We start from the raw sequence: 25760 nt of genomic DNA on the forward strand, positions 1-25760 counted from the left end.
GCGATTATGTTGGCTGTTACTATAAAAGATGTTGCAAATCTTGCAGGTGTTTCACCTGCTACAGTTTCCCGGGTAATCAATAATAGCTCTTTAGTTAAAGAAGAGACTGCTGAAAAAGTTAATGAAGCTATAGATAAATTAAATTATCAGATCAATGAATCTGCCAGGGTTTTAAGAACAAACTGCAGCAGTTTAATAGGTGTGATTGGAGCAGGGATGGATAACCCATTTTTAATGAAATTATTGAAAGGGGTTGAGGCTTCAGCAAAAGCTCATGGTTTTAACCTTATCTTCGGAGATTCAGAAGGAGAGTTAGAACAGGAACTTAAGTATTTAAATATCCTGAATCAGAGAAGAGTCGATGGGTTAATTATTATAACTGCAAGTATATATAATAATCTGCTTGATGAGATAAAATCCAAAGGTATTCCAGCCGTCTTTGCCTCTGGTTATGTTAATGATAATGAAATCCCCTGTATTAGTGTCAATAATACAAGAGCAGCTGAAGATGTTATCGATTACTTATACGATTTAGGTCACCGTAAATTTGGAATAATTAGAGGTACTTATTCAGATTTAGTGACAAGTGGTGAGAGAATCAAAGGAGTTAAATCCTCCTTTCAAAAACATCAGATAGATTTTAATTCAGTCCCAATTTATGAAGGAGATTTCTCCTTTGAAAGCGGTTCTGTAGCCGCTAAAAAAATATTATCAGATAACCCAGAAACAACGGCAATTTTCTGTTTTGATGATAAAATGGCAATAGGTGCTATCAGAGGTGCTGAAGAGCTTGGCTATAATATTCCTGAAGATTTATCTATTGTAGGGTTTGATGATATAGAATTATCAAGTTATGTTAAACCAGCTTTAACAACTATTCATCAGTCCGGTTATGATATGGGGTATCAGGCCATGGAATTCTTAAATAAAATTATTGATGGAGAAGATCCTGGCAAATTAAAGGAATTCCTCCCCCATGAATTAAAGATTAGAGAAAGTAGCGGAACTCCACCGACATAAAAGTCGGTGGTTTTTTATATTAGACTTTTAAGATATGATAATATAGGTTATAATAGGTTGCAGGAGGAGATATACTTATGTATAATTTCGATAAAAAGGTTGAAAGAAAAGGAACTTCATCAGTGAAATGGGATAAAGTTGATGAAATTTTTAATAGAGAAGATATAATTCCTCTCTGGGTTGCAGATTCTGACTGGGAAACTGCCCCGGAGATAATTGAATCTATAAAAGATAGAGTAGAGCATGGTGTTTTTGGATATACTTATCCAGCAGAAGAATATAAAAATGTGATTGTCGACTGGTATAAAAAAAGATATAACTGGGATATAGAATCTGACTGGATTACATTACTTTCAGGAGTTGTACCTGGAATTAATATTGCCTTAAGGGCTTTTACAAGACCAGGTGATTCTGTAATCGTTCAGCCTCCAGTATATTATCCATTTTTCTCAGCTGTTAAAAACAGCGGCAATATTTTATTGGAAAATCAGCTTGTCTTAAGAGAAGAAAATGGCAGCAGGAGATATAGGATAGACTGGATTGACCTGGAGAAAAAGATTAACGAAAATCCAGGCACATCTGCCTTAATCTTCTGTTATCCCCATAATCCAGTTGGCAGAGTCTGGAAGCCAGATGAACTTAATAAACTACTTTCTATAGCAGATAAATATAACCTATTAATAATTTCAGACGAAATTCATGCTGATTTTGTTTATAATGGAGGGCATCAGCCACTGGCAGCAATCAGGCCTGATATGCGAGAGCAAATAATTACTATCTCAGCCCCGAGTAAATCCTTTAATATTGCAGGCCTGGCTACAGCCTATGCGATTATACCTGATACCAACTATAAAAAGAGATTTGAAAAAGCTGCAGAGGGTATTCAACCAGCTTTAAATCCACTGGGATTAACAGCTTTAAAATCAGCCTATGAAGATGGCGAAGACTGGCTTGAAAGTCAAAATAAATATATAAAAGATAACTATAAACTTGTAAGTGATAGTATTGCAAAGATTCCAGGTATTGAACTAATAAAATCAGAGGGTACATATTTAGTCTGGTTAGATTTTAGAAAGACTGGCCTGACTGATCAGGAATTAGAAGACTTATTATTTCATGAAGCTAAATTAGGACTTGAGCCTGGTCACTGGTTTGGCAAAGGTGGCAGAGGATTTTTCAGAATGAATTTAGCAACCCAGAGATATAATATTGAAGAAGCCCTGATAAGGCTAAAAGACCTTATGTCTAATAGATTTGCAAATCTGGAGGTAGATATAGATGGCCAATAAGAATATAATTGTTATTGGTGGTGGGCCTGCTGGTATGATGGCAGCTTTAACAGCTAAAACTTCAGACACCAGAGTTAGAATTTTAGAAAAAAATAATAACTTTGGCAAAAAACTTCTTTTAACCGGTGATGGTCGCTGTAATCTAACTTCTACCTATGAACCTGGAGAAATTATCGATAGTCAGGTCTTTATGGCAAATAATTTCTTATATAGTGCCTTATATAGCTTTTCCCCTGCTGATACCTGGCGATTTTTTAATGAGCTTGGTGTTGAACTAAAAGAAGAAAGAGGCAGGAGGGTTTACCCGGTATCAGATAGATCCTCACAGGTAAGAGATGCTTTAGTTGAGGAGATGAAACGTTCTGGAATTGAAATCAATACAGGCTATAATGTTAAATCTCTCTGGCTGGATAAAGGTGATTTAAAGGGAGTAATTTTAGATAATGATAAAAAGATTAATGGCGATAAAGTTATAGTGGCAACAGGAGGAATAACCTATCCTGAGACTGGTTCTGATGGTACCGGTTATAAGCTGGCAGCTATGGCCGGTCATGAGATAGTCGGGCCGAGTTTAGCCCTGGTACCAATAAAAGTTAGAAATAACTGGACTGAAAAGGTGGCTGGCCTTAAATTAAAGAATATCGAATTAAAATTATTTTCCCGTGATTCAGGAAAACCATTATATCATCAGCGAGGAGAATTAATCATTGAAAAGAAGAGGCTGACAGGGGCTCTGGCTTTAGAAGCCAGTTGTTTTATGGAAGAGCCATATAATAATTATAGAGTAAAATTAGATTTAAAACCTGCCCTTACAATGGCTGAGCTTGAAGCCAGACTTGAAAGAGAATTTAAAGAGATGGGCAATAAGTTCTTTAAAAATAGTTTAGATAACCTGCTTCCAGCCTGGTTAAGACCGGTTATTGTCAAGCTCTCTTCAATTGGCTCAACAAAAAATGCCAATCAGATAAATGCTGAAGAGAGAAAACATCTGGCAGGTTTATTAAAGGAGCTTACTTTATCAGTAACTGGAATTGGTAGTCAGGATGAGGCTATTATTACTGCAGGTGGGGTCTCAGTAGATTTAATTGATCCAGCTAATTTAGAATCAAAATTAATTTCAGGACTTCATTTTGCAGGAGAAGTATTAGAACCAACTGCCTTTACAGGAGGCCATAATCTTCAAATTGCATTTTCAACAGGTTATCTGGCCGGGCTTGAAAAATAAATTACTTAAAAAAAGAAAAAATCGCAGGCTTCTGCCTGCGACTTAAACTAAAATTATATTCAAAAAAAATTACTCAGTAATAATTGAGCCAGCTTCACTGTTTTCAATAGCTTCACTAATAGTCTGATTTACTGTTTCCATTACTTTAGAGAAATTTTGCTGAGCTTCAATAAAGTCACTGATTTTAGGATTGGACTGCATCTTAGCCTGAAGATTCTGGATTTCTTTCTGCTGATCTTGGCCAAGAGACTGGCCATTCATTTGAGCCATCTGGACTCTCTGCTGGGCAGACTGAAATTCTTCCATAAGTTCCTTAGCTTCATCATCTTCAGTGATATTTTTTTCAGCTCTCTTCATTTCTTTAAATTCACTGGATTCAACAATTTCGTCAGCTAATGCTTCTGCTTTTTCGATTAATGCCATTAATACTCACCTCACTTGCTTAATACTGAAACAATAATAACATTAATAATATTTAGTGTCAAATTGATAAATTTATAGATAGATTGTATAATGAAATAGTATCAACAAAGACTTTACTCATTTAAATGGATGGTGAAATCATGGCAAATCATAGAGAGGCTTATGTAGAACAACTGTTTGCTCACTTTAAACAGAATGAGACCGACCAACAGGATTATAGATTAGGAATTGAATTCGAACATTTTTTAGTCCATAATGATAATTTAAGAGCAGTTCATTATTATGGTGATAAAGGGATTGCAAGTTTATTAAGCAGGCTGGCTGGTTCAACCTGGCAGGTCTGTAATTTAGGCGATGATAAAAAGCATATTATCTGTTTAAATAAGAATAATGATGAAATAAATTTAGAACCAGGTGGCCAGATAGAATTTAGCTTCAGCCCTAAAAATTCTATCAGGGAAATTGAAAAAACCTATAATACTATGATTAATGATCTGGAACCTATTCTTAAAGATAATAATTATAATTTAATTACCCTGGGCTACCAACCTGTTACGAAAATTAACGAATTAAAGATTCTTCCTAAAAAGAGATATAAAATGATGTTTGACCACTTCAAAAAAAGAGGGGACCTGGCTCATAATATGATGCTAGGAACAGCATCAACCCAGATTAGTCTGGATTATAGCAGCGAAGAAGATTTTTCTAAAAAGTTTGCAGTTGCCAGCTGGTTAAGTCCAATAATATATGCTACCCTGGATAATACCCCGATTTTTGAGGGTAAAAGAACCAGTGAATATGCTGTTAGAGCAAAGATCTGGAATGATTGTGATGCAGATCGTTGCGGAATTTTAGAAAAATCAATCGAAGGAAACTTTACATATAAAGATTATGCTGAATATATAGTTGATCTACCGGCAATTGTTGATCCAGCAGGAGAAAAACCAGAACCGACTGAACTTACATTTGGAGAGGTATTCAATAAGGAAGTATTAACAGCTGAAGATATTGAGCTAATGCTCTCTTTTTCCTTTACTGACGTTAGATTAAAGGAATATTTAGAGATCAGGATGGCAGATTCATTTCCTCTACCACTGGCACTTGGCTATCTGGCATTATTAAAAGGGATCTTTTATGATCAGCGTAATTTGGATTATTTCTTTAAACAGGTTCAAAAGACATCGACTGCACAAGTAAAGAAAGCTCTTAAAGCAATAACAGAAAAGGGCTGTCAGTTGCCTTATAATGACAGTATTATGATGATGGATTGGCTTGATATCTTAATAGAAAGGTCATTACAGGGTCTTTCAAAGAGTGATCAGAACTATCTTTTATACTTAAAAAATTATTTAAAGGATTATCTGCCTCCAAGAAAAGCAACTGGTAATACCGGTAATTTAAAAAATGATCTTGATTATTCTTTAGTTCTTCCTGGGAGTGATATTAAAGATGGATATAGAAAGTTTAAATAATGCATATCTTGACTTATTTATAAATAATAAAGAAGAATTTCTAGATGACTTTAAAAATAAATTATGGCCAGAATTAGAAGCCAGTTCAGTTCGTTATAAAGGAAGGCCAGTCCCATTTTTATATCATCCATTTATGCTCGACAGAACCGAGTGGAATAGGTTGAAAGAGCTGGTTTACCATTTCAATGAAATTTTATATAAGGTGATTGCCAGGTATATTAATAATAGTGAATTCCGTTCATATTTTCCTTTTTCCGAGGAGATGGAGGAATATATCTTACTTGAACCAGGTTATAGCAATCCCTATCCTGTGGCCAGATTTGATTTATTTTACTATCAGGACTCTATTAAATTTTGTGAGCTTAATACAGATGGAACTTCAGCAATGAATGAAGTCAGAGGTATTCAGGAGATAGTTGCTAATAGTGCTGCAGTTACTCAATTTAAAGAGGATAATAACCTTGAGTTAAAAGGGTTTGAGCTCTTTGATAGCCTGATAGATATTATGCTTGAAAAGTATAATGAGTTTTTAAGCAATAAAGCTCATCCAGAAGTAGATTTTAATAAAGATAAACCAGTCATTGGTATCGTTGATTTTAGCAAGGATGGTACAATCAGTGAATTTAAAGAATTCCAGCGCTGGTTTGATAAAAGAGGTATTTTATCTTATATTATAGACCCGAGAGATGTTGAAAATAAAGACGATGGGCTATATTATAATAACAAAAGGGTAGATTTTGTCTATAGACGGGCAACAACCAGTAGATTATTTGATCATTTTGATGAAATACAGGACTTTCTGTCAGCCTATAAAGAGGGTAAATTCTGCATGTTCGGAAGTTTTCGGTCTCAGATAATTCATAATAAAGCTATCTTCCAGATATTAAGTACTGGAGAATATGTTGATTTCCTTGATGAATCTGATCTCCAATTTATAGCTGACCATATTCCTGAAACCTGCCTTTTAACTGAAGCTACTATTGAAAAAAAGCAGATCAAGTCACAAAAGAATGATTATATTTTAAAGCCTGATGATGGATTTGCCTGTAAAGGTATAAAATTAGGCAAAGAATCTGATCAGAATGATTGGGAAGAGTTTGTAGATGACGCTGTCTGTAAACCATATCTCTGTCAGAGTTACTGTCAGCCACCAACTAGAAAGATGATCTCAATTGACAATGACAAAACAGGTATAGACCTCTATTATTATCAAATAGGATTATATGTATTTGATGGCCAGGTTCATGGTATTTATAACCGGGCCGGAAGAGAAAAAATTATCGGTTCCAGCTATGAATGCTTTACAGTTCCGACTTATATTGTCTCAAAATCAGAGTAAGATAATAATCTAAGGAGGTTAACAGATAATGAATGAAGCATTAATCTGTGTTGATCTTCAAAATGATTTCTATGAAGAAGGTGCATTACCAGTTGCAGGTGCAAGTCAGATCAATTTTACCATTAATAAGATGCTTAAAGAGGGAGATTTCAAGACAATTGTTGCTTCCCAGGACTGGCATCCTGAAAATCATGCCAGTTTTGCATCAAATCACGATAAAGAGCCCTTTTCTCCATATAAAGGCAACCTCGAAGGTTTAGGAGAGGTTTTATGGCCAGATCACTGTGTCCAGGGAACTCATGGGGCAGAATTTCACCAGGATATCGATACTGATAAGTTTGACCTTATTATCCGGAAGGGACAGGACCTGGAAGTAGATAGTTATTCGGCTTTTAGAGATAATGATGGCACTGATTTAGGACTGGCTGCATATCTTAAGGGGCTTAATATCAAAAAAATAGTTCTGGTTGGACTTGCTTTAGATGTCTGTGTATTTTATACTGCCCTGGATGGCATTAAGGCCGACTTTGATGTTGAACTTATTCTAGAAGCTTCTAAAGGAGTAAATGCAGAGGAAAATGATGTTGAAAATGCTATTGATAAAATGATTGCAAAAGGTGTAAAAGTTAAGGAGAGATATATTTGAATAAATTAAGAATTATGGTTTCAACTACTTTTGGTGTTGAAGCTATTGTGAAAAAGGAATTAAGAAAATTAAATTATAATGTTGAGCGGGTTAAGAATGGCCGGATTGAATTTGAAGGTACTGCTGAAGATTTAGCCAGGGTTAATCTTCATTTAAGGGCAGCTGAAAGGGTCTATTTAAAATTAGCAGAATTTACTGCCAGGGATTTTGATGAACTTTATGATCAGGTTAATGAATTAGAATGGCAGGATCTAATTCCTTATAAGGGTAAATTCCCGGTTACAGGTAAATCAAGTAAATCTCAGCTCCATAATGTCCCGGCCTGTCAATCAATTATTAAGAAATCTATTGTTGATAAATTACAGAGTAAATATGGTGAGGGGCGTCTACCAGAGACTGGAGAAACCTATCCAGTTAATTTTATGATTAATAAAGATAGGGTTATTATTGCCCTTGATGCCAGTGGGACAGGACTCCATAAGCGTGGTTATAGACAGGAAGCCGGTCCTGCTCCAATCAAGGAAACTATTGCGGCAGCCATGATTTACCTTAGCAAATGGAATAGAGATAGAATTCTAATAGATCCATTCTGTGGTTCAGGAACTATTCTGATTGAAGCTGCTTTAATGGCTCGAAAAATAGCCCCAGGTTTAAATAGAGATTTTGTCAGTGAAGACTGGGCTTTTCTGCCAGAAAATCTTTATGATGAGATGAGGACTGAAGCCAGAGATAAGATCTGGACAGATGCCGAGCCTAGAATGCTGGCAGGTTATGACCAGGACCAGCGCTCAGTTAAACAGGCTATCTATAATTCAAGACGGGCTGGAGTTGAAGAGATGATTCATTTTCAGCAGCAGGAACTTGCTGATTTTTCAACAAACCGCAAATATGGTTATATCATTTCTAACCCTCCATACGGTGAAAGAATGGCTGAGGATGAGGTCAGGGAATTATATGAACTAATGGGTAATAAGTTTTTACCGTTAGACACCTGGTCATTTTATATCCTGACTGCCCACCCGGATTTCGAAAAGTATTTCGGTAAAGAAGCAAGTAAAAGGAGAAAATTATATAATGGCGGCCTGGAATGCCAGTTTTATCAGTATTATGGTCCATGGCCACCATCTGATGGAAGTGATTATTAATGGGGAAACAGAATAAATCTGGTGATAAAAGCCAGGTTTTACCCTATTTAGCAGGGCTGACATTCAGCATTATCTTTGGTTTTTCCTTTATGTTTTCCCAGGATGCCCTGGAATATTTAAATCCATTTCATTTATTAGGCTTTAGATTTATAATTGCTTCACTTACAATGACTTTTTTCTGGGGCTTAGGGTTTATTGAGATAAATATATTATCAAAGGCGAAAGGACCATTACTATTAGTGGCTCTATTTCAACCAGCCCTTTATTTTCCCTTTGAGGTAACAGGAATTCAGATGACAACATCGTCTCAGGCCGGTTTAATGATTTCTTTAATACCGGTTGCAGTTGCTATTTTTGGAGCAATTTTTCTAAAAGAGATACCTGGTAAACTTCAGCTATTTTTTATAATTCTGTCAGTGTCAGGTGTTGGTGTGATTGTTTCTTTTCAGGGCGAGCTTGCTTCGACTGAAGGCCATCTAATCGGACTGCTCTTATTGATGGGGGCAGTTATTTCTGCAGGTTTATATAATATTGTTTCCAGGTCTATTTCTGTTAACTATACCCCTGTCGAGATAACATTTTTTATGTGTTATACAGGAGCAATTATATTTAATATAATCGGTATCAGACTCCATGATGGCGGCCTTTCAGAATATATCTCAATGTTTACACTGTCTGAAGTTCTAATTGCCGTTACATATTTAGGGGTTTTATCTTCTGTTGTTGCATTTTTTATGATGAATTTTACATTATCAAAGTTGCCGGCTTCTCAAGCAGCCATCTTTGCTAACCTGGTTACAGTTGTTTCTATTTTTGCCGGTGTCTTTTTAAGGAATGAGCCATTTTACAGACCACAGATTATTGGAGCTATAATGATAATTCTAGGGGTCTGGGGTACTAATTATTTCGGAGTTAAAGAAAAAAGAGAGAAAAAATTTAATAGAGGTGAAAATTATGAAAAGAATTTTAATTAGAGGTATTACTGGTAGCATGGGTGTTGAGACAGCTTCCATGATAATTAGCCATTCTGACTATAAACTTGTTGCTGGCCTGGCCGAGGAAAACTTAAATGTTGACCTATCAAGGCTGACCGGTCTGTCTAAGGCTACAGATGTTTCTATATTTGCAGATTTAAAAGAGGCTGTACTTTCAACAAAACCAGATATTATGATAGATTTTACTGTTCCTGATGGGCTTTTACCTGCCTTAAAACAGGCTTTAGATTTAGGCCTTGATTTAATAATTGGTACAACAGGTCTGCAGGAAGATGAAATCCAGGAATTAAAAGCATATACTGAAGACAAATCAGCTACAACTATGTTAATACCTAACTTTTCATTAGGGGCAGTATTAATGATGGAATTTGCCTCTAAGGCAAGTAAATACTTTCCGAGAGCCGAGATTATTGAAGGCCATCATGAAAATAAGGCAGATGCTCCTTCTGGAACCTCTATTGCCACAGCTGAAAAATTAGAGAAGACGGAGCCATTTCTAAAAGAAGAAGAGATAAAATATACAATTGAAGGAGTCCGTGGCGGCGAGAAAAATAATGTCAGAATTCACAGTCTTAGACTGCCTGGTTTAATGGCCAGACAGGAAGTTATTTTCGGTGGCCAGGGCCAGACCTTTACTTTAACCCATAATACTATCTCCAGAAGTTCTTATATGCCTGGTGTCCGACTTGCCCTTGATAGGATTGAAGATAAATCAGGATTTATTTATGGACTCGATAAATTGTTGGATTAATGAGTTTTAAGGAGGATATTTATGAATTATACTATTGGTGTTTTAGGTGCCTCTGGTCTGGTAGGCCAGGAGATCATTAAAATTTTAGAGGAGAGGAACTTTCCTCTTAAAGATATCAGGTTATTTGCCAGTGAAAGATCTACTGGTAAAACTGTTGTATTTAAAGATAGAGAAGTTGAAATTGAAAAGTTAACTGTTAAAGCAGCTAAGGAATGCGATATTCTGCTCTCAAGTATGCCTTCAGGAATAAGTGAGAAAATAATTCCTGAAATTGCAGATAGTGATACAATTGTAATCGATAATTCTTCAGCCTTCCGTCAAAAAGATGGTATTCCACTGATTGTACCTGAAGTAAATAGTGGAGATATTCCTGAAAGGCCTGAGATTATTGCCAATCCAAACTGTTCAACTATTCAGCTTGTTTTAGTCTTAAAACCACTGGCTGAAAGGTATGGTCTGGATGAGGTTGTTGTCAGTACCTATCAGTCAGTCTCTGGGAGTGGCCAGAAAGCTTTAGAATCATTAAAGGCAGAAACAAAAGAGCAGCTTGAATCTGGTAATAAGGAAGGCAAATATTATGAACGACCAATTGCCTTTAATTTATTACCTGCTATCGATTATTTCCATGATGATGGTTTTTCCAATGAAGAGGTGAAGATGTTAAATGAGTCCCGTAAAATATTAGGAGATCCTGAATTACATTTAAATGCAACCTGTGTCAGGGTTCCTGTCTATTATGGCCATGCTGAGAGCTGTTATTTGAAATTAAATAAAGAGTTTAATATAGATGATATAAAAGAATTACTGGCTAATTTTCCAGGTTTAAAACTTTATGATAATCCTGAGTTAGCTGAATATCCTGAACCAATCTTATCTGAAGAGATTGATGAGACTTTGGTGGGTAGAATAAGAAGAGATAGAGTAAACCCAAAGGCTTTAAACTTATATATTGCAGCCAATAATCTTCGTAAAGGGGCGGCTTTAAATGCAGTTCAGATCGCTGAAGAACTGGTCTAATAATTGCTGGAGCTGGTTAATATGAATGTGATTATTCAGAAATTTGGTGGTAGTTCTCTGGCAACCTTAGAAGATAGAGAAAATGCCTGTAGACAGGTAATAAAAGCTGTTAAAGCTGGTTATAAGCCTGTAGTCGTTGTCTCTGCAATGGGCAGGGCAGGGGCTGCATATGCTACTGATACTCTTTTAGACCTGCCAGGAGATAGAGAGAAATTATCGGCCAGACAGCAGGATTTACTGGCCTCCTGTGGCGAGGTTATCTCTTCAGTAATAATTGCCGGCCATTTGACTGAAAAAGATTACTCGGCCCAGTCTCTGACCGGAGGTCAGGCCGGTATTATAACCGATGATAATTTTGGAGCTTCCAGGATTATTGCTGTGAAACCGGAAAAAATCATAAAACTTCTTGAAAAAGATATAATTCCTGTTGTTGCAGGTTATCAGGGCTTAAGCCAGGATGGCGAGATAACAACCTTAGGAAGAGGTGGCAGTGATACAACTGCCAGTGCTTTAGGCTATGCATTAAATGCTGAAAAGATCGATATCTTTAGTGATGTTGATGGATTAATGACAGCAGACCCCTCCATTTATGAAGGCGCAAAAAACTTGAGTGAAGTGACCTTTACTGAGGCCTGTGAACTGGCCTATCAGGGAGCTGAAGTTATCCATCCCAGGGCAACAGAGTTTGCCCAGGCTGGAAATATTCCTCTGAGAATAAGAGCTACAAATAATCTAAACGATGATAATGGCACAGTTATTAAGGATTCCAGGGATTTAAATAAAGACCGCCCAGTTACTGGACTGGCAGTCAGGCGTCAGGTAGCCTTTATAGAGATTCTCCCTGATAGCAAGAATGATTATAATACAGGCCTTAAATCGTTTAGACTGCTTGCAGATAATGACATTAGTGTTGATATGATAAATATAAGACCGGAAAAGATTTCATTTATAGTTGATAATCCAGATATAAATAGAGCCAGCAGTTTATTGACTGATTCAGGCTTTACCTTTAATATTTCAGATAAATTTTGTAAGGTTTCTATTGTTGGAAGTGGTATGACAGGTCTGCCTGGAGTTATGGCCAGGATAGTTGATGCTTTAAATCAGGCCGGGATTAAGATTTATCAGACGACAGATTCCCATACCAGTATTGCCTGTTTAATAGAAAAAAGCAGCGAGGAAGCTGCTATTTCAGCACTGCACGGAGCTTTTAAACTAAATTACAAGGAGTGAGTATAATGTTAGAAGGAAACCTTTATACGGCAATGGTTACACCCTTTACTGAGTCAGGAGAAGTTAATTACGAGAAAGCCCGGGATTTAGCCAGGTATTTAATTAATGAAGGCTGTGACGGACTGGTTATCTGTGGAACTACTGGAGAAGTGCCGACTTTAACAGACCAGGAAAAGATCACTTTATTACAGAATATTGTTGCTGAAGTTGGAGATAAAGCTGAAATTATTGCTGGAACCGGGTCGTATGATACAAGATCAAGTATTGAATTGAGCAGAGAAGCAGAAGAGATTGGTGTTGATGGGGTTATGCTTGTTGTTCCTTATTATAACAAACCACCTCAGGAATCATTGTATCAGCATTTTAAATCTATTGCTGAAAGTATTGAGCTACCGGTTATGCTCTATAATGTTCCAGGCAGAACCTCTAGAAATATGGAGGCAAAGACTACTATCCAGCTTGCTGAAATTGATAATATTGTTGCTATAAAAGAGGCAAGTGGCGATTTTGATCAGGCCACTGAGATAATTGCTAGAGCCGGCGATAAGATAGATCTTTATAGTGGTGACGATTCATTAACATTACCTTTAATGTCCCTGGGAGGCAAAGGGGTTGTCAGTGTTGCCGGCCATTTAGTTGCTTCTGAGATAAAAGATATGATAGAATTAGCTCTGGCCAATGATTTTAAAAGAGCCGCTGAGATTAATAAAAAGCTATTCCCAATCTTTAAGAATATGTTTATATCTACAAACCCTATTCCTGTTAAGACTGCTCTTAATATGAAAGGCTGGGATTTAGGTAGTTTTAGGCCACCATTAACTGAGCTGGAACCATCTAAGAAAGATCTGTTAAAGAATCTTTTAGAAAATTATAATTTACTATAATTTAAAATTCGGCGAGTTTTTGCTTGTATTTTAGTAAGTAAGACGTTATAATAGAAACAATGGATATTTATGTGCTATTTCTTAAATGAAATAAATAAATTTAATATAAATAAAAGAACACAATTAAGTAAAATTAATTGAAATTCAAATCGGAGGTGTCTTTTTTTATTTATGTCACAAAAAAATAATGAAGCCGTCAGGATGATTCCACTCGGCGGAGTCGGCCAGATCGGTAAGAACATGATGGTGTTGGAATATGGAGATGAGATGTTAATTATAGACTCTGGGGTGATGTTTCCTGAAGATGATCAATTAGGTATTGATTTAGTAATACCTGACTTTGATTATGTCAAGAAAAATAAAGACAAAATCAAAGGGATTGTATTAACCCATGGTCATTTAGACCATATAGGTGCTCTACCTTTTTTATTAAAGGAGATTAATGTACCTATTTATGGGACAAAGCTGACTTTAGGTTTATTAGAAGGAAATTTAAAGGAACATCGTTTGATGAAGTCAAGTCGTTTAAAGGTTGTAAATGCTGGAAGTACTGTTCAGGTTGGTCAGTTTAAGGTAGATTATATTAAGGTAAATCATAGTCTAACAGATACCTGTGCACTTGCAATTCACACACCTTTAGGGCCGATTGTTTATGCCAGTGATTTTAAGTTTGACCAGACTCCAGTTGATGGAGAGGTCGCTGATTTTCATAAACTAGCCGAGTTAGGACATTCAGAACCTGGCGTATTAGCACTTTTCTCTGATAGTACAAACGTTGAGCGGAAAGGTTACACGATGTCAGAGAAAGTTGTTGGTGAAACGATTGATGATATATTTTATAGAGCTACTAATAGGATAATCGTTGCAACCTTTGCTTCGAATATTCATAGAATTCAACAGATTCTTGATGCTGCAGTCAAGTATGACAGAAAAATTGCTATTACTGGCCGGAGTATGACTAATAATGTTGAAATAGCTAGAAGACTTGGGTATATTAATGTTCCTGATGATATGATCGTTGATATTAGAGATATGGGACATATTGCTGATGATGAAACTGTTATCATTACAACAGGAAGTCAGGGTGAGCCGATGGCTGCTTTAACCAGAATGGCCAGAGGAGACCATTACCATATTAATATTAAAAATGGTGATACTGTAGTTATTTCTGCATCTGCAATCCCTGGTAATGAAAAATTTGTTGGCCAGACAATTAATCAGTTATTTGAACGGGGAGCAAATGTAATCTATGAAGATGTTTCAGGTGTGCATGTTTCTGGTCATGCCAGTCAGGAAGAGCTTAAATTAATGCTTAATCTAACTAAGCCTAAATATTTTGTTCCTACCCATGGCGAGGCCCGTCATCTACATCAGCATGCTGCTTTGGCTGAAGATGTTGGAGTTCCTAAGGAGAACACTTATATAGCAGAGCTTGGCGATGTAATTGAATTTAGAGAAGATAAGGTAGAAAAGGTTGATAAGGTTCAGGCTGGAGATATTCTAGTTGATGGCCTTGGAATTGGCGATGTTGGAAATATAGTCTTAAGAGATAGAAAAACTCTATCTGAAGATGGAATTATTATTGTTGTTGTAACAATAGATAGCAATGGTAATATTCAATCTGGACCTGATATTATAACCAGAGGATTTGTTTATATCAGAGAGTCTGAAAAATTAATTGAAGATGCAACTAATCGTGTCAAGGATGCTTTAGAAGAATGTGAAGAAAAGGGAATAACTGAATGGTCTGTTCTTAAAAAGACTATTAAAAATTCCTTAAATAATTACATTTATAAGCAGATTAAAAGAAATCCAATGATTCTACCGATTATTATGCAGGTATGATCCAATAAATAACTAAAAAACAGGGGACAGGCAGTTAGCCTGTCTCTTTTCTTAATAAATACCGATTTGCAGTATATAAATACATATAAATGAATATTACTTGTATAATTACTTTGTGAAATTTGTTAAGAGATACTACCTGGTAACCGTCGGGTAACCGGAGGGTCATATCTACATATTGAATAAATATACACAAAGATTTTATTTGATTTTATAAAATTTAATAGCTTATTTATTGGTTTTACATAATATGCAGGAATTATAACAAATAAAGAGAATTAATATATAGAACAGATATTTGTAGGAGAGGATATTATGCTGTCAGGGATTTTAAAGCCTGGGGAAAGAAAAAAGGAGATTGCAGGGATTTTATCAGCAGCCTGGGGAATCTTTAGTGGTGTGGCCCTTTATGGAGGGGCAGCCGGTATAGCTGGCCGTTTAGTAGCTGATTTTTATCGTTTCTTTGTTGGTAATTCTGCAGTTGCAATACCTGTGATTTTTGTAATTATAGGTTATAAGTTAGTTTTTGCTGATGATTATAATTATAAAAGTAAGATACCTGGATTTATAATTGCATTTATATCATTTATTACTATTTACCATATAGTTCAGGATTATGAGAGTATTTTTACTGCAGGTTTAATTGGTGATGGTGGTGGCCTGATTGGAGGAAGTCTTGCCTATTTCTTTAAGATGATTTTTGGCATGACTGGAGCCCAGCTAATTTTAACAGCCTTTGGGTTGATTGGTATTCTCTTATTCTTTGATATTTATCTAACTGATTTATATAAAATGATAAAGGCTAGAATTAAAGAGGTCTTTCATCAAATTAAGTCAATTAATTATACTGGAAAGATTAAAGGTCTGGCAGGTTTATTGATTGTCTTATTAAAATCACCTTTCACACTTTTTAACAAGATAAAGAATAGAGAAAAGGTTAAAGATAAATCAAAAAAGAAAGAATCAACTGAATTACAGCTTAGAGAAGAAGAAAAGAACTTAGAAGTTGTAAATGATGAGAATTATACTTTACCTGAATTTGAGAAGGTATCAAAAAAGCAAAAAAGTAATCACCAAACTAAAAATACTGAAGATGAAATTGAAAAGAGCTATTTCCCTGATTGGGATGATGATTATAATGATTTTGAAGTCTTTTCTGTTGAGGATAGCCTGGCTGAAGATAAAAAAGAAAATAAAGGTATGGAGGATTATCAAAATCCCCATAGCCGTCTTCTTAAAAAGAGCAGTGTTGACCGGGATCAGGTTGAGGATAAAAGCCAGTTATTAGAGAAAACTTTAAATAATTTTGGTGTAGATGCTTCAGTTATTAATGTTACCCATGGCCCAACTATTACCAGATATGAGATCCAGCCTGAGGTTGGAGTTAAAGTTAGTAAGGTCGTTAATTTATCAAACGATATTGCTTTATCTTTAGCTGCCCATGATGTTAGAATTGAAGCTCCGATTCCAGGCAAATCAGCGATTGGGATTGAAGTTCCTCATCAGGGTCCATCGATGGTTAGGTTTAGAGAAATTGTAGAGAGCGATAAATTTAATGGTTCTGATACCAGGCTAAATCTTGGTCTGGGCAGGGCAGTTGATGGTTCAGCAGTTGTTGCTGATCTAGGAAAGATGCCCCATCTGCTGGTTGCTGGAGCAACTGGTTCAGGTAAAAGTGTCTGCATTAATAGTATTATCGCCAGCCTTTTATATCAGAATACTCCTGAAGAATTAAAACTTTTATTGATCGATCCTAAAAAGGTTGAGCTTGTGAATTATAATGGCCTGCCCCATTTATTTAGTCCTGTTGTAACTGACTGCAAAAAGGCTGCTTCAACCCTGCAATTAATTGTTAAGGAGATGGAAGATCGCTATGATCTCTTTGCCGAGACTGGAACCAGAGGGATTGAGTCATATAATAAAAAATCAGATGATCCCCTCCCATACATCGTTGTTATAATTGATGAATTATCTGATCTAATGATGGTAGCAGCAAATGATGTTGAGGATGCTATCTGCAGACTGGCCCAGATGTCCAGAGCAGCAGGGATCCATCTTGTAATAGCAACTCAGAGACCTTCTGTCGATGTCATTACCGGTTTGATCAAGGCAAATATTCCTAGCCGGATCTCCTTTGCTGTCTCTTCAGCTACTGATTCCAGAACTATTCTTGATACTGGAGGAGCAGAGAAACTTCTCGGTAATGGTGATATGTTATTCCACCCAGTTGGGGCCAAAAAACCTTTCAGAGTTCAGGGTGCTTATATCGATAATGAAGAGATAAATAACCTGGTTAATTATTTAAGTAATCAGACTGAACCTGATTTTTATATCGATGAAGATGAATTTGAAGACCTGGAACTGAATTTAGATGATGAAGAGGACGAACTTTTAGAAGATGCAATTAGACTTGTTGTTGAGTATCGGGCTTCAATTTCAATGTTACAGAGAAGGCTTCATATTGGTCATTCTCGAGCTGCAAGATTAATCGATACCATGGAAGAAATGGGGATTGTGGGCCCATATGTTGGCAGCAAACCAAGAGAGGTATTAATTACAGAAGATGAACTGGAAAACTATTTAGATGACTAATTTCTAACTATTAGACCAGTTTACAGGTTAAAGAAGGATTATCTACTTATAATCTCGAATATAATAGAGAGAGGCAAAATTATGGAAACATTATATATGGAATACAAGATAATAAAAAATAGACCTGGACTATTAGGAGACCTTGCTTCTTTATTAGGTTTATTGCAGATTAATATTAAGACAATAGCCAGTATAGAAAATTATTATCGTGGTTTATTACTTGAAATTAAGGAACCTGAAGTTAAGGAAAGACTTTTAAATGCGCTAGGAGCAGTTAAAGAACTTGAACTAACTGGATTAAGGACTCCTCAGTTAGAAGATTTTTTGGCATTAAAACATGGCAAAAAGGTATCATCGAGGTTTAAAGAAGATAGCTATTTATTTTCTCGCCAGGATTTAGAGTTGTTGATAGATTTTTTGAGCTTTTATATTATAGATAATGAAGAGATAATGATTGGAATAAAGGGTAATCCAAGAATTGGAAAAACAGAGACGGCTATTGCAGCTGCTGTTCATTCAAATAAGCACTGGAAATTATTATCTACAACTTTGCTCAGGCAGACAACACTAACTTCTGTTCCTGAAAATATTCTTAATAGTAAGACGGTCTTTATTATCGATGCGATCACAACATTTAGGAGGGCTTCAGCTGATCATGTGAGGTTTATCAGGGATTTTTTAAATAAACCATTACTTAAAATTATTGAACATCCAGAATTTTTGATCAGGGAAACAGATGTCTCTTATAAGGATTTTGACCTTTTAGTTGAGTTGACTGAAGATATTAATGATGATTCAGATGACAGGCTTGATAATTATATGTATTCAATTAGTAGTTTTGAATAAATTGGGAGGGGGTCATACTTTTGGCCGTTGGAAAAACTTTAAAAGAAATTAGAGAAGAAAAAGGTATCACGATTGAAGAAGCAAGCAAAGAGACTAAGATAAGAAAGAAGTATATTTTAGCATTAGAGAATGATGAATTCAGTAAAATACCAGGGCGAGTATATGAAAAGGCTTTCTTAAAAACATATGCTGATTATTTAGGTATAGATAAAGAGAAAATTTTAAATGAATATCAACTCGATCAACAATTAGATGGGGTTGAAGAAGAAAGCATTGGTCGCAAAAGAAGAACTAAAAAGAATAAAAAATCTACATTATTTAACTTTCTCTCCATGATAACCGGGAGAGCTATGATAATTATACTTATAATTCTTTTATTTGGTGGAGTTGTAGGTTATAATTTGCTTATTATGAATGGTAATAATGGCAACAATGGTTTTGCTGAAGTTGATGAACAGGTTGAGGAAGAGGTTATTGATGAAGATGATTCAGTTGATGAGATATATCTGGCAACAGAGGATAATGAGGAAGAAAATGATTCTGAGCCTGATCTAGATAGTGATAATTTATTAGAGACTGGAATTGATCCTACTGATCTAGATGATGATGGTATTCAGCCAGATGATGAAACAATTATTGATTTAGAAGACGAAGTTGATTTAGCCGAAATTTCTGAGCAGGAGGCTGAAGTAGACGAGAATGGAGAAGACGAGAATGGAGAAGCTGATGATTCTGATGAAAATGATTTAGAAGAGGCTCCATCTTATTTTAATGTGATTGCCACTGGCGAAAGCTGGATTAGAGTAGTTGTCGATGGAGAAACTCAGTTTGAAGGAATAATTAACGACGGCGATATTCTTGAATATGAACCTGATTCAGAAGTAGTAATCAGAGTTGGTAATGCAGCCGCCATATCGGTTGAGTATGGAGAAGAAGAAGTAGGTCCTCTTGGTGGTAGTGGGCAGGTTGTTGAAGAAACATTTCAATTATAATTAACCAGGAAAGGGCTGAATTTATGAAAAAAGAATGGAATTTTAATACCAGAACTGTTCATGCTGGCGAGGATCCATGTCCTCAGACAGGCGCTTTAAGGGTGCCAATATATCAGAGCTCTACCTTCGTTTTTGACAGTGCTGAGCAGGGTGGAAGACGATTTGCTGGCGAGGAACCAGGCTACATATATACCAGGCTTGGAAATCCGACTCAGACGGCATTAGAAGAGAAAATGGCTAATTTAGAAGGTACCGATTCTGCAATAGCATTGGGTTCTGGTATGGCAGCAGTATCATCAACAGTTATGGGTTTATTAGAAGCAGGAGACCATATCATAGCTTCAAAGACTTTGTATGGCTGCACATTCTCACTATTTTCAGAATTATTACCTAAATGGAATATTGAAGTTTCCTTTGTTGAGATGTCTGATCTTAATAACATTAAAGCTGCAATCAAAGATAATACAAAAGTTATTTATACTGAAACACCATCAAATCCTACTATGAATTTAGTTGATCTTGCTGAACTGTCAGATATTGCAGGTGAAGATATAATAACAGTTGTAGATAATACCTTTATGTCTCCCTGTCTACAGAAACCTGCAGAATTTGGAATTGATATAATTATTCATAGTGCCACTAAATTTATTGGTGGTCATGGCGATACAATAGCTGGTATAATCTGTGGTCCTGAAGATCTTTTAAATTCATTTAGAGAAACAACTGTTAAAGATTTTGGAGGAATTATAGCTCCCTTTGATACATTTTTGCTATTAAGGGGATTAAAAACATTATCAGTCAGGATGGAAAGAATAACGAAAAACGCAAAGAAAGTCGCTGAATTTTTAAGTAATCATCCAGCAGTTGATACTGTTTATTATCCAGGTTTAAAAGATCATCCTCAATATGAATTAGGAGAAAAACAGATGAAAGGACCTGGAGGAGTTATGGCCTTTGAATTAAAAGGCGGAATTGAAGAGGGTAAAAAGCTATTAAATTCTCTTGATTTATGTATACTTGCAGTTAGTTTAGGCGATGTGGATACTTTAATCCAGCATCCGGCTTCGATGACCCATTATGTAGTCCCGGAAGAAGACAGGCGCTCTGCAGGCATTACAGACGGCCTAATAAGGCTATCAGTTGGAATCGAGGATGTAAATGATATTATTGATGACTTAGAGCAGGGGCTTAATAAAATCAAATAAGATTTATATTTGCTGACAGCTTTAAAACTGTCAGCTTTTAATATTTATAAATAAAAAACTCCAGCTGATTAGCTGAAGTTAAAAATGGTGGAGGGGAAAGGATTTGAACCTTTGAAGGCATCGCCGGCAGATTTACAGTCTGCTCCCTTTAGCCAGACTCGGGCACCCCTCCAGTATTATATTAAAAATGGTACCCTCAAGGGGATTCGAACCCCTGTCGCCAGGATGAAAACCTGGTATCCTAGACCCCTAGACGATGAGGGCACTAAAATGGTCGGGCTGCTGAGATTTGAACTCAGGACCCCCTGTTCCCAAAACAGGTGCGCTACCAAACTGCGCCACAGCCCGTCAACACAATTACTAGTATATCTGAAAAAGACGTTATCGTCAAGGGTTTTTTTAAAGTTTTTTTATTTTTTATTTTCCGTCAATTCTAAATTCTTTTTTTAGTAAAATATACTTGATTTTAACAAATTCATATGATAATATAATCTTGCAGAAATTAAATATTTTTTTAAATGTGGTGAGATAGCTCAGTTGGTAGAGCAGGGGATTGAAAATCCCCGTGTCGGCAGTTCAATTCTGCCTCTCACCACCATTTTTATATAACAAATTGTTATTATATTTTGAAATTTTAAATGATTGGAGGTGATTATATGTCATGGGGTCTATTTTTTCTTATAATTTTTATTCTAACTATTTTTATTCCAATCCTAAAGAATTATAACTTGAACTATAAAAGAACTAAAATGATTAAATCTATTGAAAAAGATGAAGAGACCAGGGTTATAACATTAATTCATAGACAGGAAATCTTAAGTATTATAGGCATACCCTTTACCAGGTATATAAATATTGAAGATTCAGAGGAGATTTTAAGAGCAATCAGGTCCACTGATAAGGACAGACCTATAGATTTAATACTGCATACCCCTGGTGGTTTGGTTCTTGCAGCTGAGCAGATAGCTATGGCAATAAATAGGCATCCATCTAGAGTAAGAGTACTTGTACCCCATTATGCTATGTCAGGTGGTACTTTAATTGCTCTAGCTGCTGATGAAATTATTATCGATGAAAATGCTGTTTTAGGCCCTGTAGATCCGCAGATAGCCGGCTACCCTGCTGAATCTATTCTCCAGGTAATTGAGTCAAAAGAAATGGCTGATATCGACGATGAGACGCTTATCTATGGGGACGTGGCCAGAAAAGCAATAGTTCAATTAGAAAATTTCTTAAAAACAATATTAGATGATAAAATGGACGATGATGAAATTATAAGGTTAATTGAGAATCTATGTCATGGAAAATACACTCATGATTTTCCTCTAGACTCAAAGGTTTTAGAATCACTAAATATTAAGCATAGTATAGGTCTGCCAGATAAGGTTTATACATTAATGGAACTTTATCCTCAACCTGGCAGAAATAGACCATCTGTTTATTATGTTTCTTAAAAGTCTTCCATCTTATCAATAGCATTTTTCTTTTGACGTGCATCAGTGTGGGTATATATCTGGGTTGTAGAAATACTGGCATGACCTAATAAATCCTGTAATACCTTTAAGTCCTTTGTCTGATGATACAGAGATGTTGCAAAGGTATGGCGTAATTTATGGGGGGTGATTTTACTTGCCTGTCTTAAACCGGCACTTTTAGCATATTTCTTAACAAATTTTTGTATAGTTCTTACTGAGATTCTTCGACCCTGATTTGATAAAAATAAAGCTTCCTCATCTTTAGGATCTTTAATATCTATATTATCTCTTAAGGGTAGATAATCTAAAATTGATTCAATAACATCGTTATGCAAAGGGACATACCTTTCTTTATTGCCTTTACCATAAAATTTAATAGATTCATCATCAAAATCAATATCAGGCAAATCTAAATTAACGAGCTCAGAGACTCTTAATCCGCCGTATAGAAATAATTTGACTATAGCTAAATCTCTTAATTTATAACTGCTATCAGATTTTTCTATAGACTTAATATATTTTTTGGCCTCATTCATTTTCAAGTATATAGGTTCAGCTCTCTGTTCAGTCTTACTTGCCTGAATACTGGCAGCTGGGCTACTATCTAGCAATTCATTTCTAACTAAATATTTAAAAAAAGATCTTAATGAATAGAGCTTTCTATTCCTGGTAGCTGCTGAATTTTCCTGAACAATTATTATATTTCCTAAAAATTCTATTACCTGATGTTTCTCTATTTGCTTGACTGGAAAATCTTCTTTGAAATTATATTTATCTTTTAAAAAATCAAGGAATAGGAATAGATCATGGTTGTATTCTTTAATAGTTAATTCTGAATAGCCTCTTTCAACTAATAGGTGATTTTTAAATCTATCAACTGCATCTAAAAAACTTATATTTTTTGACATAATATATACATCTCCTTCGCCTAAGTTAAATTTTACGAAACTTTTATCTTCTTGTTTTATATATTCAAGATAAAAAATTAAATTCCTGTTTTTAAATAAAAAGGAGGAGTTCAACTTGAAAAAGAGATATAAGTATGTAATATTATTTTTTCTTATTTCATTAATTCTTATAGGGGGATTTTCTGTCTATCATTACTGGTATAACCTTAATAATCCTAATGAAGTACCACTTTTAGCAACTCAGGATTGGTCATATCCAACAAAATTAATTGAAAATTTATATTCGAGAGAGTATGAAATTATAATAAATGATGAAAATATTGAAGTTATTTGGATCGATAGAGGGTCAAATAGTGATAATATTAAACTATCCAAATTTAATAGGTCAGGGGATTTAATTGAAGAAGAAACTATTTTTGAGGAAGCAACATTAAGAAATATTAATTATTATCATTTAGATGAACATAATTTTATTTTTTATTTATCAGGTTCAGGAAGGAATATGAAATTAAATAAATTGACTTTTAATGAGGCATTTGAGTTGATATCAGAGGAAACATTAATTGATGAATTATATAATGCAGGAGGCCTAAGTATAGATTATAATAATTCAGATATTTTATTAAGCTGGCATCATAGAATAGATGATATAAGTAGTAGCTATCAGATTGGAGCAATGAAATATAATCTCGATGACGGAGTAATTAATCTCAATTCTGAACTAATAATAGGGGAATATGATTCAAGGCACCCTATTTCAGTTCTAAATAATAATGATTCTTATATTATTTCCAATGATATGGATGAAAGAGGTTATTATGCCGGTTCAAGTTTAAATAATAATAGATATCTAATTACATTCAATACTATAGATGATACAACATTCTCTGTTGATAATTCAATTGAAATAGAAAGAACCCAAATAAGGGATAGAAGAGACAGTCCTAAATATGTAATAGATGATGAAGATATTTATATTTACTGGAATTATTTTGATTCTGGTGATAGGGCAAGAACTATTTACCTCTCTAATATTAATTTAGTTGATTATTCAATAGAAGAATTAAAATATGTCACAGGATTTAATAATTCAGAACCAGGCATTATTAGAAGAGGGGATAAATATTATTTTTCTTATATACAAGAAACTGAACCAGAAAAAGGGATAAAAGTAATTGAGTCAGATGATCCTATTAATCAAAGGATGGATGGTGAAACCTTGTTTCCAGTCCATAAATATATATCGCAACCCAGATTATCTGGAAACCAAAGTGAAGCTTTATTAAGCTGGTTAAGGATTGAAGGCGGACAGAGAACTTTATATTATTCAAGTGATGCTGAAGGATACAATCCGTCAGTTTCTACAATTCTTGGCCTTTCCAGAGAAGAATTTGATCTAAATCTACTAAGTATATTTTTGTATTATTTTTTATTACCGTTTTTGCCGATGGCATTTAATCTGCACTTTTTAGTATTACCCTTTTTAGCTGCATTTGCATTGTATTATTTTATTAAATACTTTAAAAGTGATTTATTATTTAATAAAAGATACTTCACATTCATTTCGTCCCTAATGTTTATAATTATTGGAACATTTATTAGAGGTGATACTGGTTTCTTGTTTTTTCCTGAGACCCCACCGTCAGGATTATTAATTCCGATTTTGATTTCAGCTTTTATATCTGTTATAATTTATTTTAATAATGTAGAAGAATCTTCAGGTTTAGAATTTTATGTAGGGTTTTCAATGATTATAGCTCTATTTTATTGGATAGCTCAGATAAATTTAGTTTTTCAAACATTTAATTATTTCTTGTAAAATTTTTAAATCAGGAGGGATATTGTGAGTGAGTTAAATTTATATTATCTAGAAAACTGTCCGTTTTGTATTAAAGTGTTAGATTATCTAGAGAATAAGAATTTTGATATTGAATTAACTGAAATAAATGAAGTTGATATGGCTAGAGAATTTTTAAAGAAAAATGGCGGGAAAATACAGGTGCCATGTTTATTCATTGATGGAGACCCATTATATGAGTCTGATGATATTATTGAGTGGTTTAAGGATAATTTAGAAAATAAATAATTAAATTTACTTGATATACCAATTAAATTATGTTAATCTAATAATGGATTAAAAATAGATTAAATTTAGGAGGAATGAGTTTAATGATTTATACTGGAAACGTAAAATGGTTTGACACTAAAAAGGGTTTTGGTTTTATTGAACGTGAAGGCGAAGAAGAAGACGTTTTTGTTCATTTTTCAGCTATTGAGGAAGATGGATTTAAGAATCTTGAAGATGGTCAGGAAGTAGAATTTGAAATTGTTGAAACTGACCGAGGTCCTCAGGCTGAAAATGTAGTTAAAATATAATCATCTAAATAACTATTAAATTCTGTTAAAGATTTAGTCCCCCGATTACCTCGGGGGATTTTATTTTATATGTAAATATATT

General features: G+C 34.9%; 23 protein-coding genes and 4 tRNA genes. 22 read left to right on the forward strand and 5 right to left on the reverse strand.

Annotated features, from left to right (window positions below; all coding sequences use genetic code 11):
• Positions 1 to 6: 6 nt before the first annotated feature.
• From I0Q91_RS05955 to I0Q91_RS05965, 3 genes are all read left to right on the forward strand, one after another.
• Positions 7 to 1020, forward strand: a complete 1014-nt coding sequence (locus I0Q91_RS05955; protein ID WP_270453507.1) for a LacI family DNA-binding transcriptional regulator — start codon at positions 7 to 9, stop codon at positions 1018 to 1020.
• Between the two features lie 77 nt (positions 1021 to 1097).
• Positions 1098 to 2309: a MalY/PatB family protein gene (locus tag I0Q91_RS05960; RefSeq protein WP_270453508.1), complete on the forward strand. Its 1212-nt coding sequence runs from the start codon at positions 1098 to 1100 to the stop codon at positions 2307 to 2309.
• A complete protein-coding gene (locus tag I0Q91_RS05965; RefSeq protein ID WP_270453509.1) occupies positions 2299 to 3534 on the forward strand; it encodes a BaiN/RdsA family NAD(P)/FAD-dependent oxidoreductase in 1236 nt (411 codons plus the stop codon). Before I0Q91_RS05960 ends, I0Q91_RS05965 begins: the two co-directional genes overlap by 11 nt.
• 69 nt (positions 3535 to 3603) lie before the next feature.
• Here the strand turns inward: I0Q91_RS05965 and I0Q91_RS05970 are convergent, their stop codons facing one another.
• Entirely contained in the window at positions 3604 to 3957 is a 354-nt protein-coding gene (locus tag I0Q91_RS05970) for a YlbF/YmcA family competence regulator (RefSeq protein ID WP_270453511.1), read from the reverse strand.
• 140 nt (positions 3958 to 4097) lie between these two features.
• Between I0Q91_RS05970 and I0Q91_RS05975 the strand changes: the two genes are divergently transcribed.
• The 14 genes from I0Q91_RS05975 to megL all read left to right on the forward strand — a co-directional run bounded on the left by I0Q91_RS05975 (position 4098) and on the right by megL (position 20919).
• On the forward strand, positions 4098 to 5429 hold the full coding sequence (locus I0Q91_RS05975; RefSeq protein ID WP_270453512.1) for a glutamate-cysteine ligase family protein: 1332 nt from the start codon (positions 4098 to 4100) through the stop codon (positions 5427 to 5429).
• On the forward strand, positions 5407 to 6768 hold the full coding sequence (locus I0Q91_RS05980) for a glutathionylspermidine synthase family protein (RefSeq protein WP_270453513.1): 1362 nt from the start codon (positions 5407 to 5409) through the stop codon (positions 6766 to 6768). The genes I0Q91_RS05975 and I0Q91_RS05980 overlap by 23 nt, the downstream gene beginning before the upstream one ends.
• A 28-nt stretch (positions 6769 to 6796) precedes the next feature.
• The gene (pncA, locus tag I0Q91_RS05985) at positions 6797 to 7414 is read left to right on the forward strand and encodes a bifunctional nicotinamidase/pyrazinamidase (RefSeq protein WP_270453514.1); all 618 of its coding nucleotides are present in this window, start codon (positions 6797 to 6799) and stop codon (positions 7412 to 7414) included.
• Positions 7411 to 8559 carry a THUMP domain-containing class I SAM-dependent RNA methyltransferase gene (locus I0Q91_RS05990; RefSeq protein ID WP_270453515.1) on the forward strand — a complete coding sequence of 383 codons (1149 nt, stop codon included), beginning with the start codon at positions 7411 to 7413 and terminating at the stop codon, positions 8557 to 8559. Before pncA ends, I0Q91_RS05990 begins: the two co-directional genes overlap by 4 nt.
• Positions 8559 to 9533, forward strand: a complete 975-nt coding sequence (locus tag I0Q91_RS05995) for a DMT family transporter (protein WP_270453516.1) — start codon at positions 8559 to 8561, stop codon at positions 9531 to 9533. The genes I0Q91_RS05990 and I0Q91_RS05995 overlap by 1 nt, the downstream gene beginning before the upstream one ends.
• On the forward strand, positions 9514 to 10305 hold the full coding sequence (gene dapB, locus I0Q91_RS06000; RefSeq protein WP_270453518.1) for a 4-hydroxy-tetrahydrodipicolinate reductase: 792 nt from the start codon (positions 9514 to 9516) through the stop codon (positions 10303 to 10305). The genes I0Q91_RS05995 and dapB overlap by 20 nt, the downstream gene beginning before the upstream one ends.
• A 21-nt stretch (positions 10306 to 10326) precedes the next feature.
• Positions 10327 to 11322: an aspartate-semialdehyde dehydrogenase gene (locus I0Q91_RS06005; RefSeq protein WP_270453520.1), complete on the forward strand. Its 996-nt coding sequence runs from the start codon at positions 10327 to 10329 to the stop codon at positions 11320 to 11322.
• 21 nt (positions 11323 to 11343) lie between these two features.
• On the forward strand, positions 11344 to 12555 hold the full coding sequence (gene dapG, locus I0Q91_RS06010; RefSeq protein ID WP_270453521.1) for an aspartate kinase: 1212 nt from the start codon (positions 11344 to 11346) through the stop codon (positions 12553 to 12555).
• A 5-nt stretch (positions 12556 to 12560) separates the two neighbouring features.
• Positions 12561 to 13439 carry a 4-hydroxy-tetrahydrodipicolinate synthase gene (gene dapA, locus I0Q91_RS06015; RefSeq protein ID WP_270453522.1) on the forward strand — a complete coding sequence of 293 codons (879 nt, stop codon included), beginning with the start codon at positions 12561 to 12563 and terminating at the stop codon, positions 13437 to 13439.
• Between the two features lie 171 nt (positions 13440 to 13610).
• Positions 13611 to 15284: a ribonuclease J gene (locus tag I0Q91_RS06020; protein ID WP_270453523.1), complete on the forward strand. Its 1674-nt coding sequence runs from the start codon at positions 13611 to 13613 to the stop codon at positions 15282 to 15284.
• A gap of 315 nt (positions 15285 to 15599) precedes the next feature.
• Positions 15600 to 17876 carry an FtsK/SpoIIIE family DNA translocase gene (locus tag I0Q91_RS06025; RefSeq protein WP_270453524.1) on the forward strand — a complete coding sequence of 759 codons (2277 nt, stop codon included), beginning with the start codon at positions 15600 to 15602 and terminating at the stop codon, positions 17874 to 17876.
• Positions 17877 to 17957: 81 nt separating this feature from the next.
• Entirely contained in the window at positions 17958 to 18722 is a 765-nt protein-coding gene (locus I0Q91_RS06030; RefSeq protein WP_270453525.1) for a DUF3388 domain-containing protein, read from the forward strand.
• Between the two features lie 20 nt (positions 18723 to 18742).
• Positions 18743 to 19714 (forward strand): helix-turn-helix domain-containing protein, encoded by a 972-nt coding sequence (locus I0Q91_RS06035; protein WP_270453526.1) that lies wholly within the window; start codon positions 18743 to 18745, stop codon positions 19712 to 19714.
• A 23-nt stretch (positions 19715 to 19737) separates the two neighbouring features.
• On the forward strand, positions 19738 to 20919 hold the full coding sequence (gene megL, locus I0Q91_RS06040) for a methionine gamma-lyase (RefSeq protein WP_270453527.1): 1182 nt from the start codon (positions 19738 to 19740) through the stop codon (positions 20917 to 20919).
• A gap of 85 nt (positions 20920 to 21004) precedes the next feature.
• Here megL and I0Q91_RS06045 read toward each other — a convergent pair.
• The 3 genes from I0Q91_RS06045 to I0Q91_RS06055 form a co-directional block, all read right to left on the reverse strand.
• Positions 21005 to 21091: transfer RNA gene (locus tag I0Q91_RS06045), tRNA-Tyr, on the reverse strand.
• A 16-nt stretch (positions 21092 to 21107) separates the two neighbouring features.
• Positions 21108 to 21183: transfer RNA gene (locus tag I0Q91_RS06050), tRNA-Glu, on the reverse strand.
• 7 nt (positions 21184 to 21190) lie between these two features.
• Positions 21191 to 21267, reverse strand: a tRNA-Pro gene (locus I0Q91_RS06055).
• A 174-nt stretch (positions 21268 to 21441) separates the two neighbouring features.
• Here I0Q91_RS06055 and I0Q91_RS06060 point away from each other — a divergent pair.
• Together I0Q91_RS06060 and I0Q91_RS06065 are read left to right on the forward strand one after the other, a co-directional pair.
• A tRNA-Phe gene (locus I0Q91_RS06060) sits at positions 21442 to 21517 on the forward strand.
• 58 nt (positions 21518 to 21575) lie between these two features.
• Entirely contained in the window at positions 21576 to 22373 is a 798-nt protein-coding gene (locus tag I0Q91_RS06065; protein ID WP_270453529.1) for an SDH family Clp fold serine proteinase, read from the forward strand.
• Here I0Q91_RS06065 and xerA read toward each other — a convergent pair.
• The gene (xerA, locus tag I0Q91_RS06070) at positions 22370 to 23302 is read right to left on the reverse strand and encodes a site-specific tyrosine recombinase/integron integrase (RefSeq protein ID WP_270453530.1); all 933 of its coding nucleotides are present in this window, start codon (positions 23300 to 23302) and stop codon (positions 22370 to 22372) included. The two genes, I0Q91_RS06065 and xerA, sit on opposite strands and share 4 nt — an antisense overlap.
• A gap of 115 nt (positions 23303 to 23417) precedes the next feature.
• Between xerA and I0Q91_RS06075 the strand changes: the two genes are divergently transcribed.
• The 3 genes from I0Q91_RS06075 (at position 23418) to I0Q91_RS06085 (ending at position 25678) form a co-directional block, all read left to right on the forward strand.
• Positions 23418 to 25121, forward strand: coding sequence for an MFS transporter (locus I0Q91_RS06075; RefSeq protein WP_270453531.1), 1704 nt, complete (start codon positions 23418 to 23420; stop codon positions 25119 to 25121).
• 24 nt (positions 25122 to 25145) lie between these two features.
• Complete coding sequence (locus tag I0Q91_RS06080) at positions 25146 to 25388, forward strand: glutaredoxin (RefSeq protein WP_270453532.1); 243 nt, start codon at positions 25146 to 25148, stop codon at positions 25386 to 25388.
• 83 nt (positions 25389 to 25471) lie between these two features.
• On the forward strand, positions 25472 to 25678 hold the full coding sequence (locus I0Q91_RS06085) for a cold-shock protein (protein WP_270453834.1): 207 nt from the start codon (positions 25472 to 25474) through the stop codon (positions 25676 to 25678).
• Positions 25679 to 25760 lie beyond the last annotated feature (82 nt).

Source organism: Halonatronomonas betaini (genome assembly GCF_015666175.1).
In the GTDB taxonomy this organism is placed as follows: domain Bacteria; phylum Bacillota; class Halanaerobiia; order Halanaerobiales; family Halarsenatibacteraceae; genus Halonatronomonas; species Halonatronomonas betaini.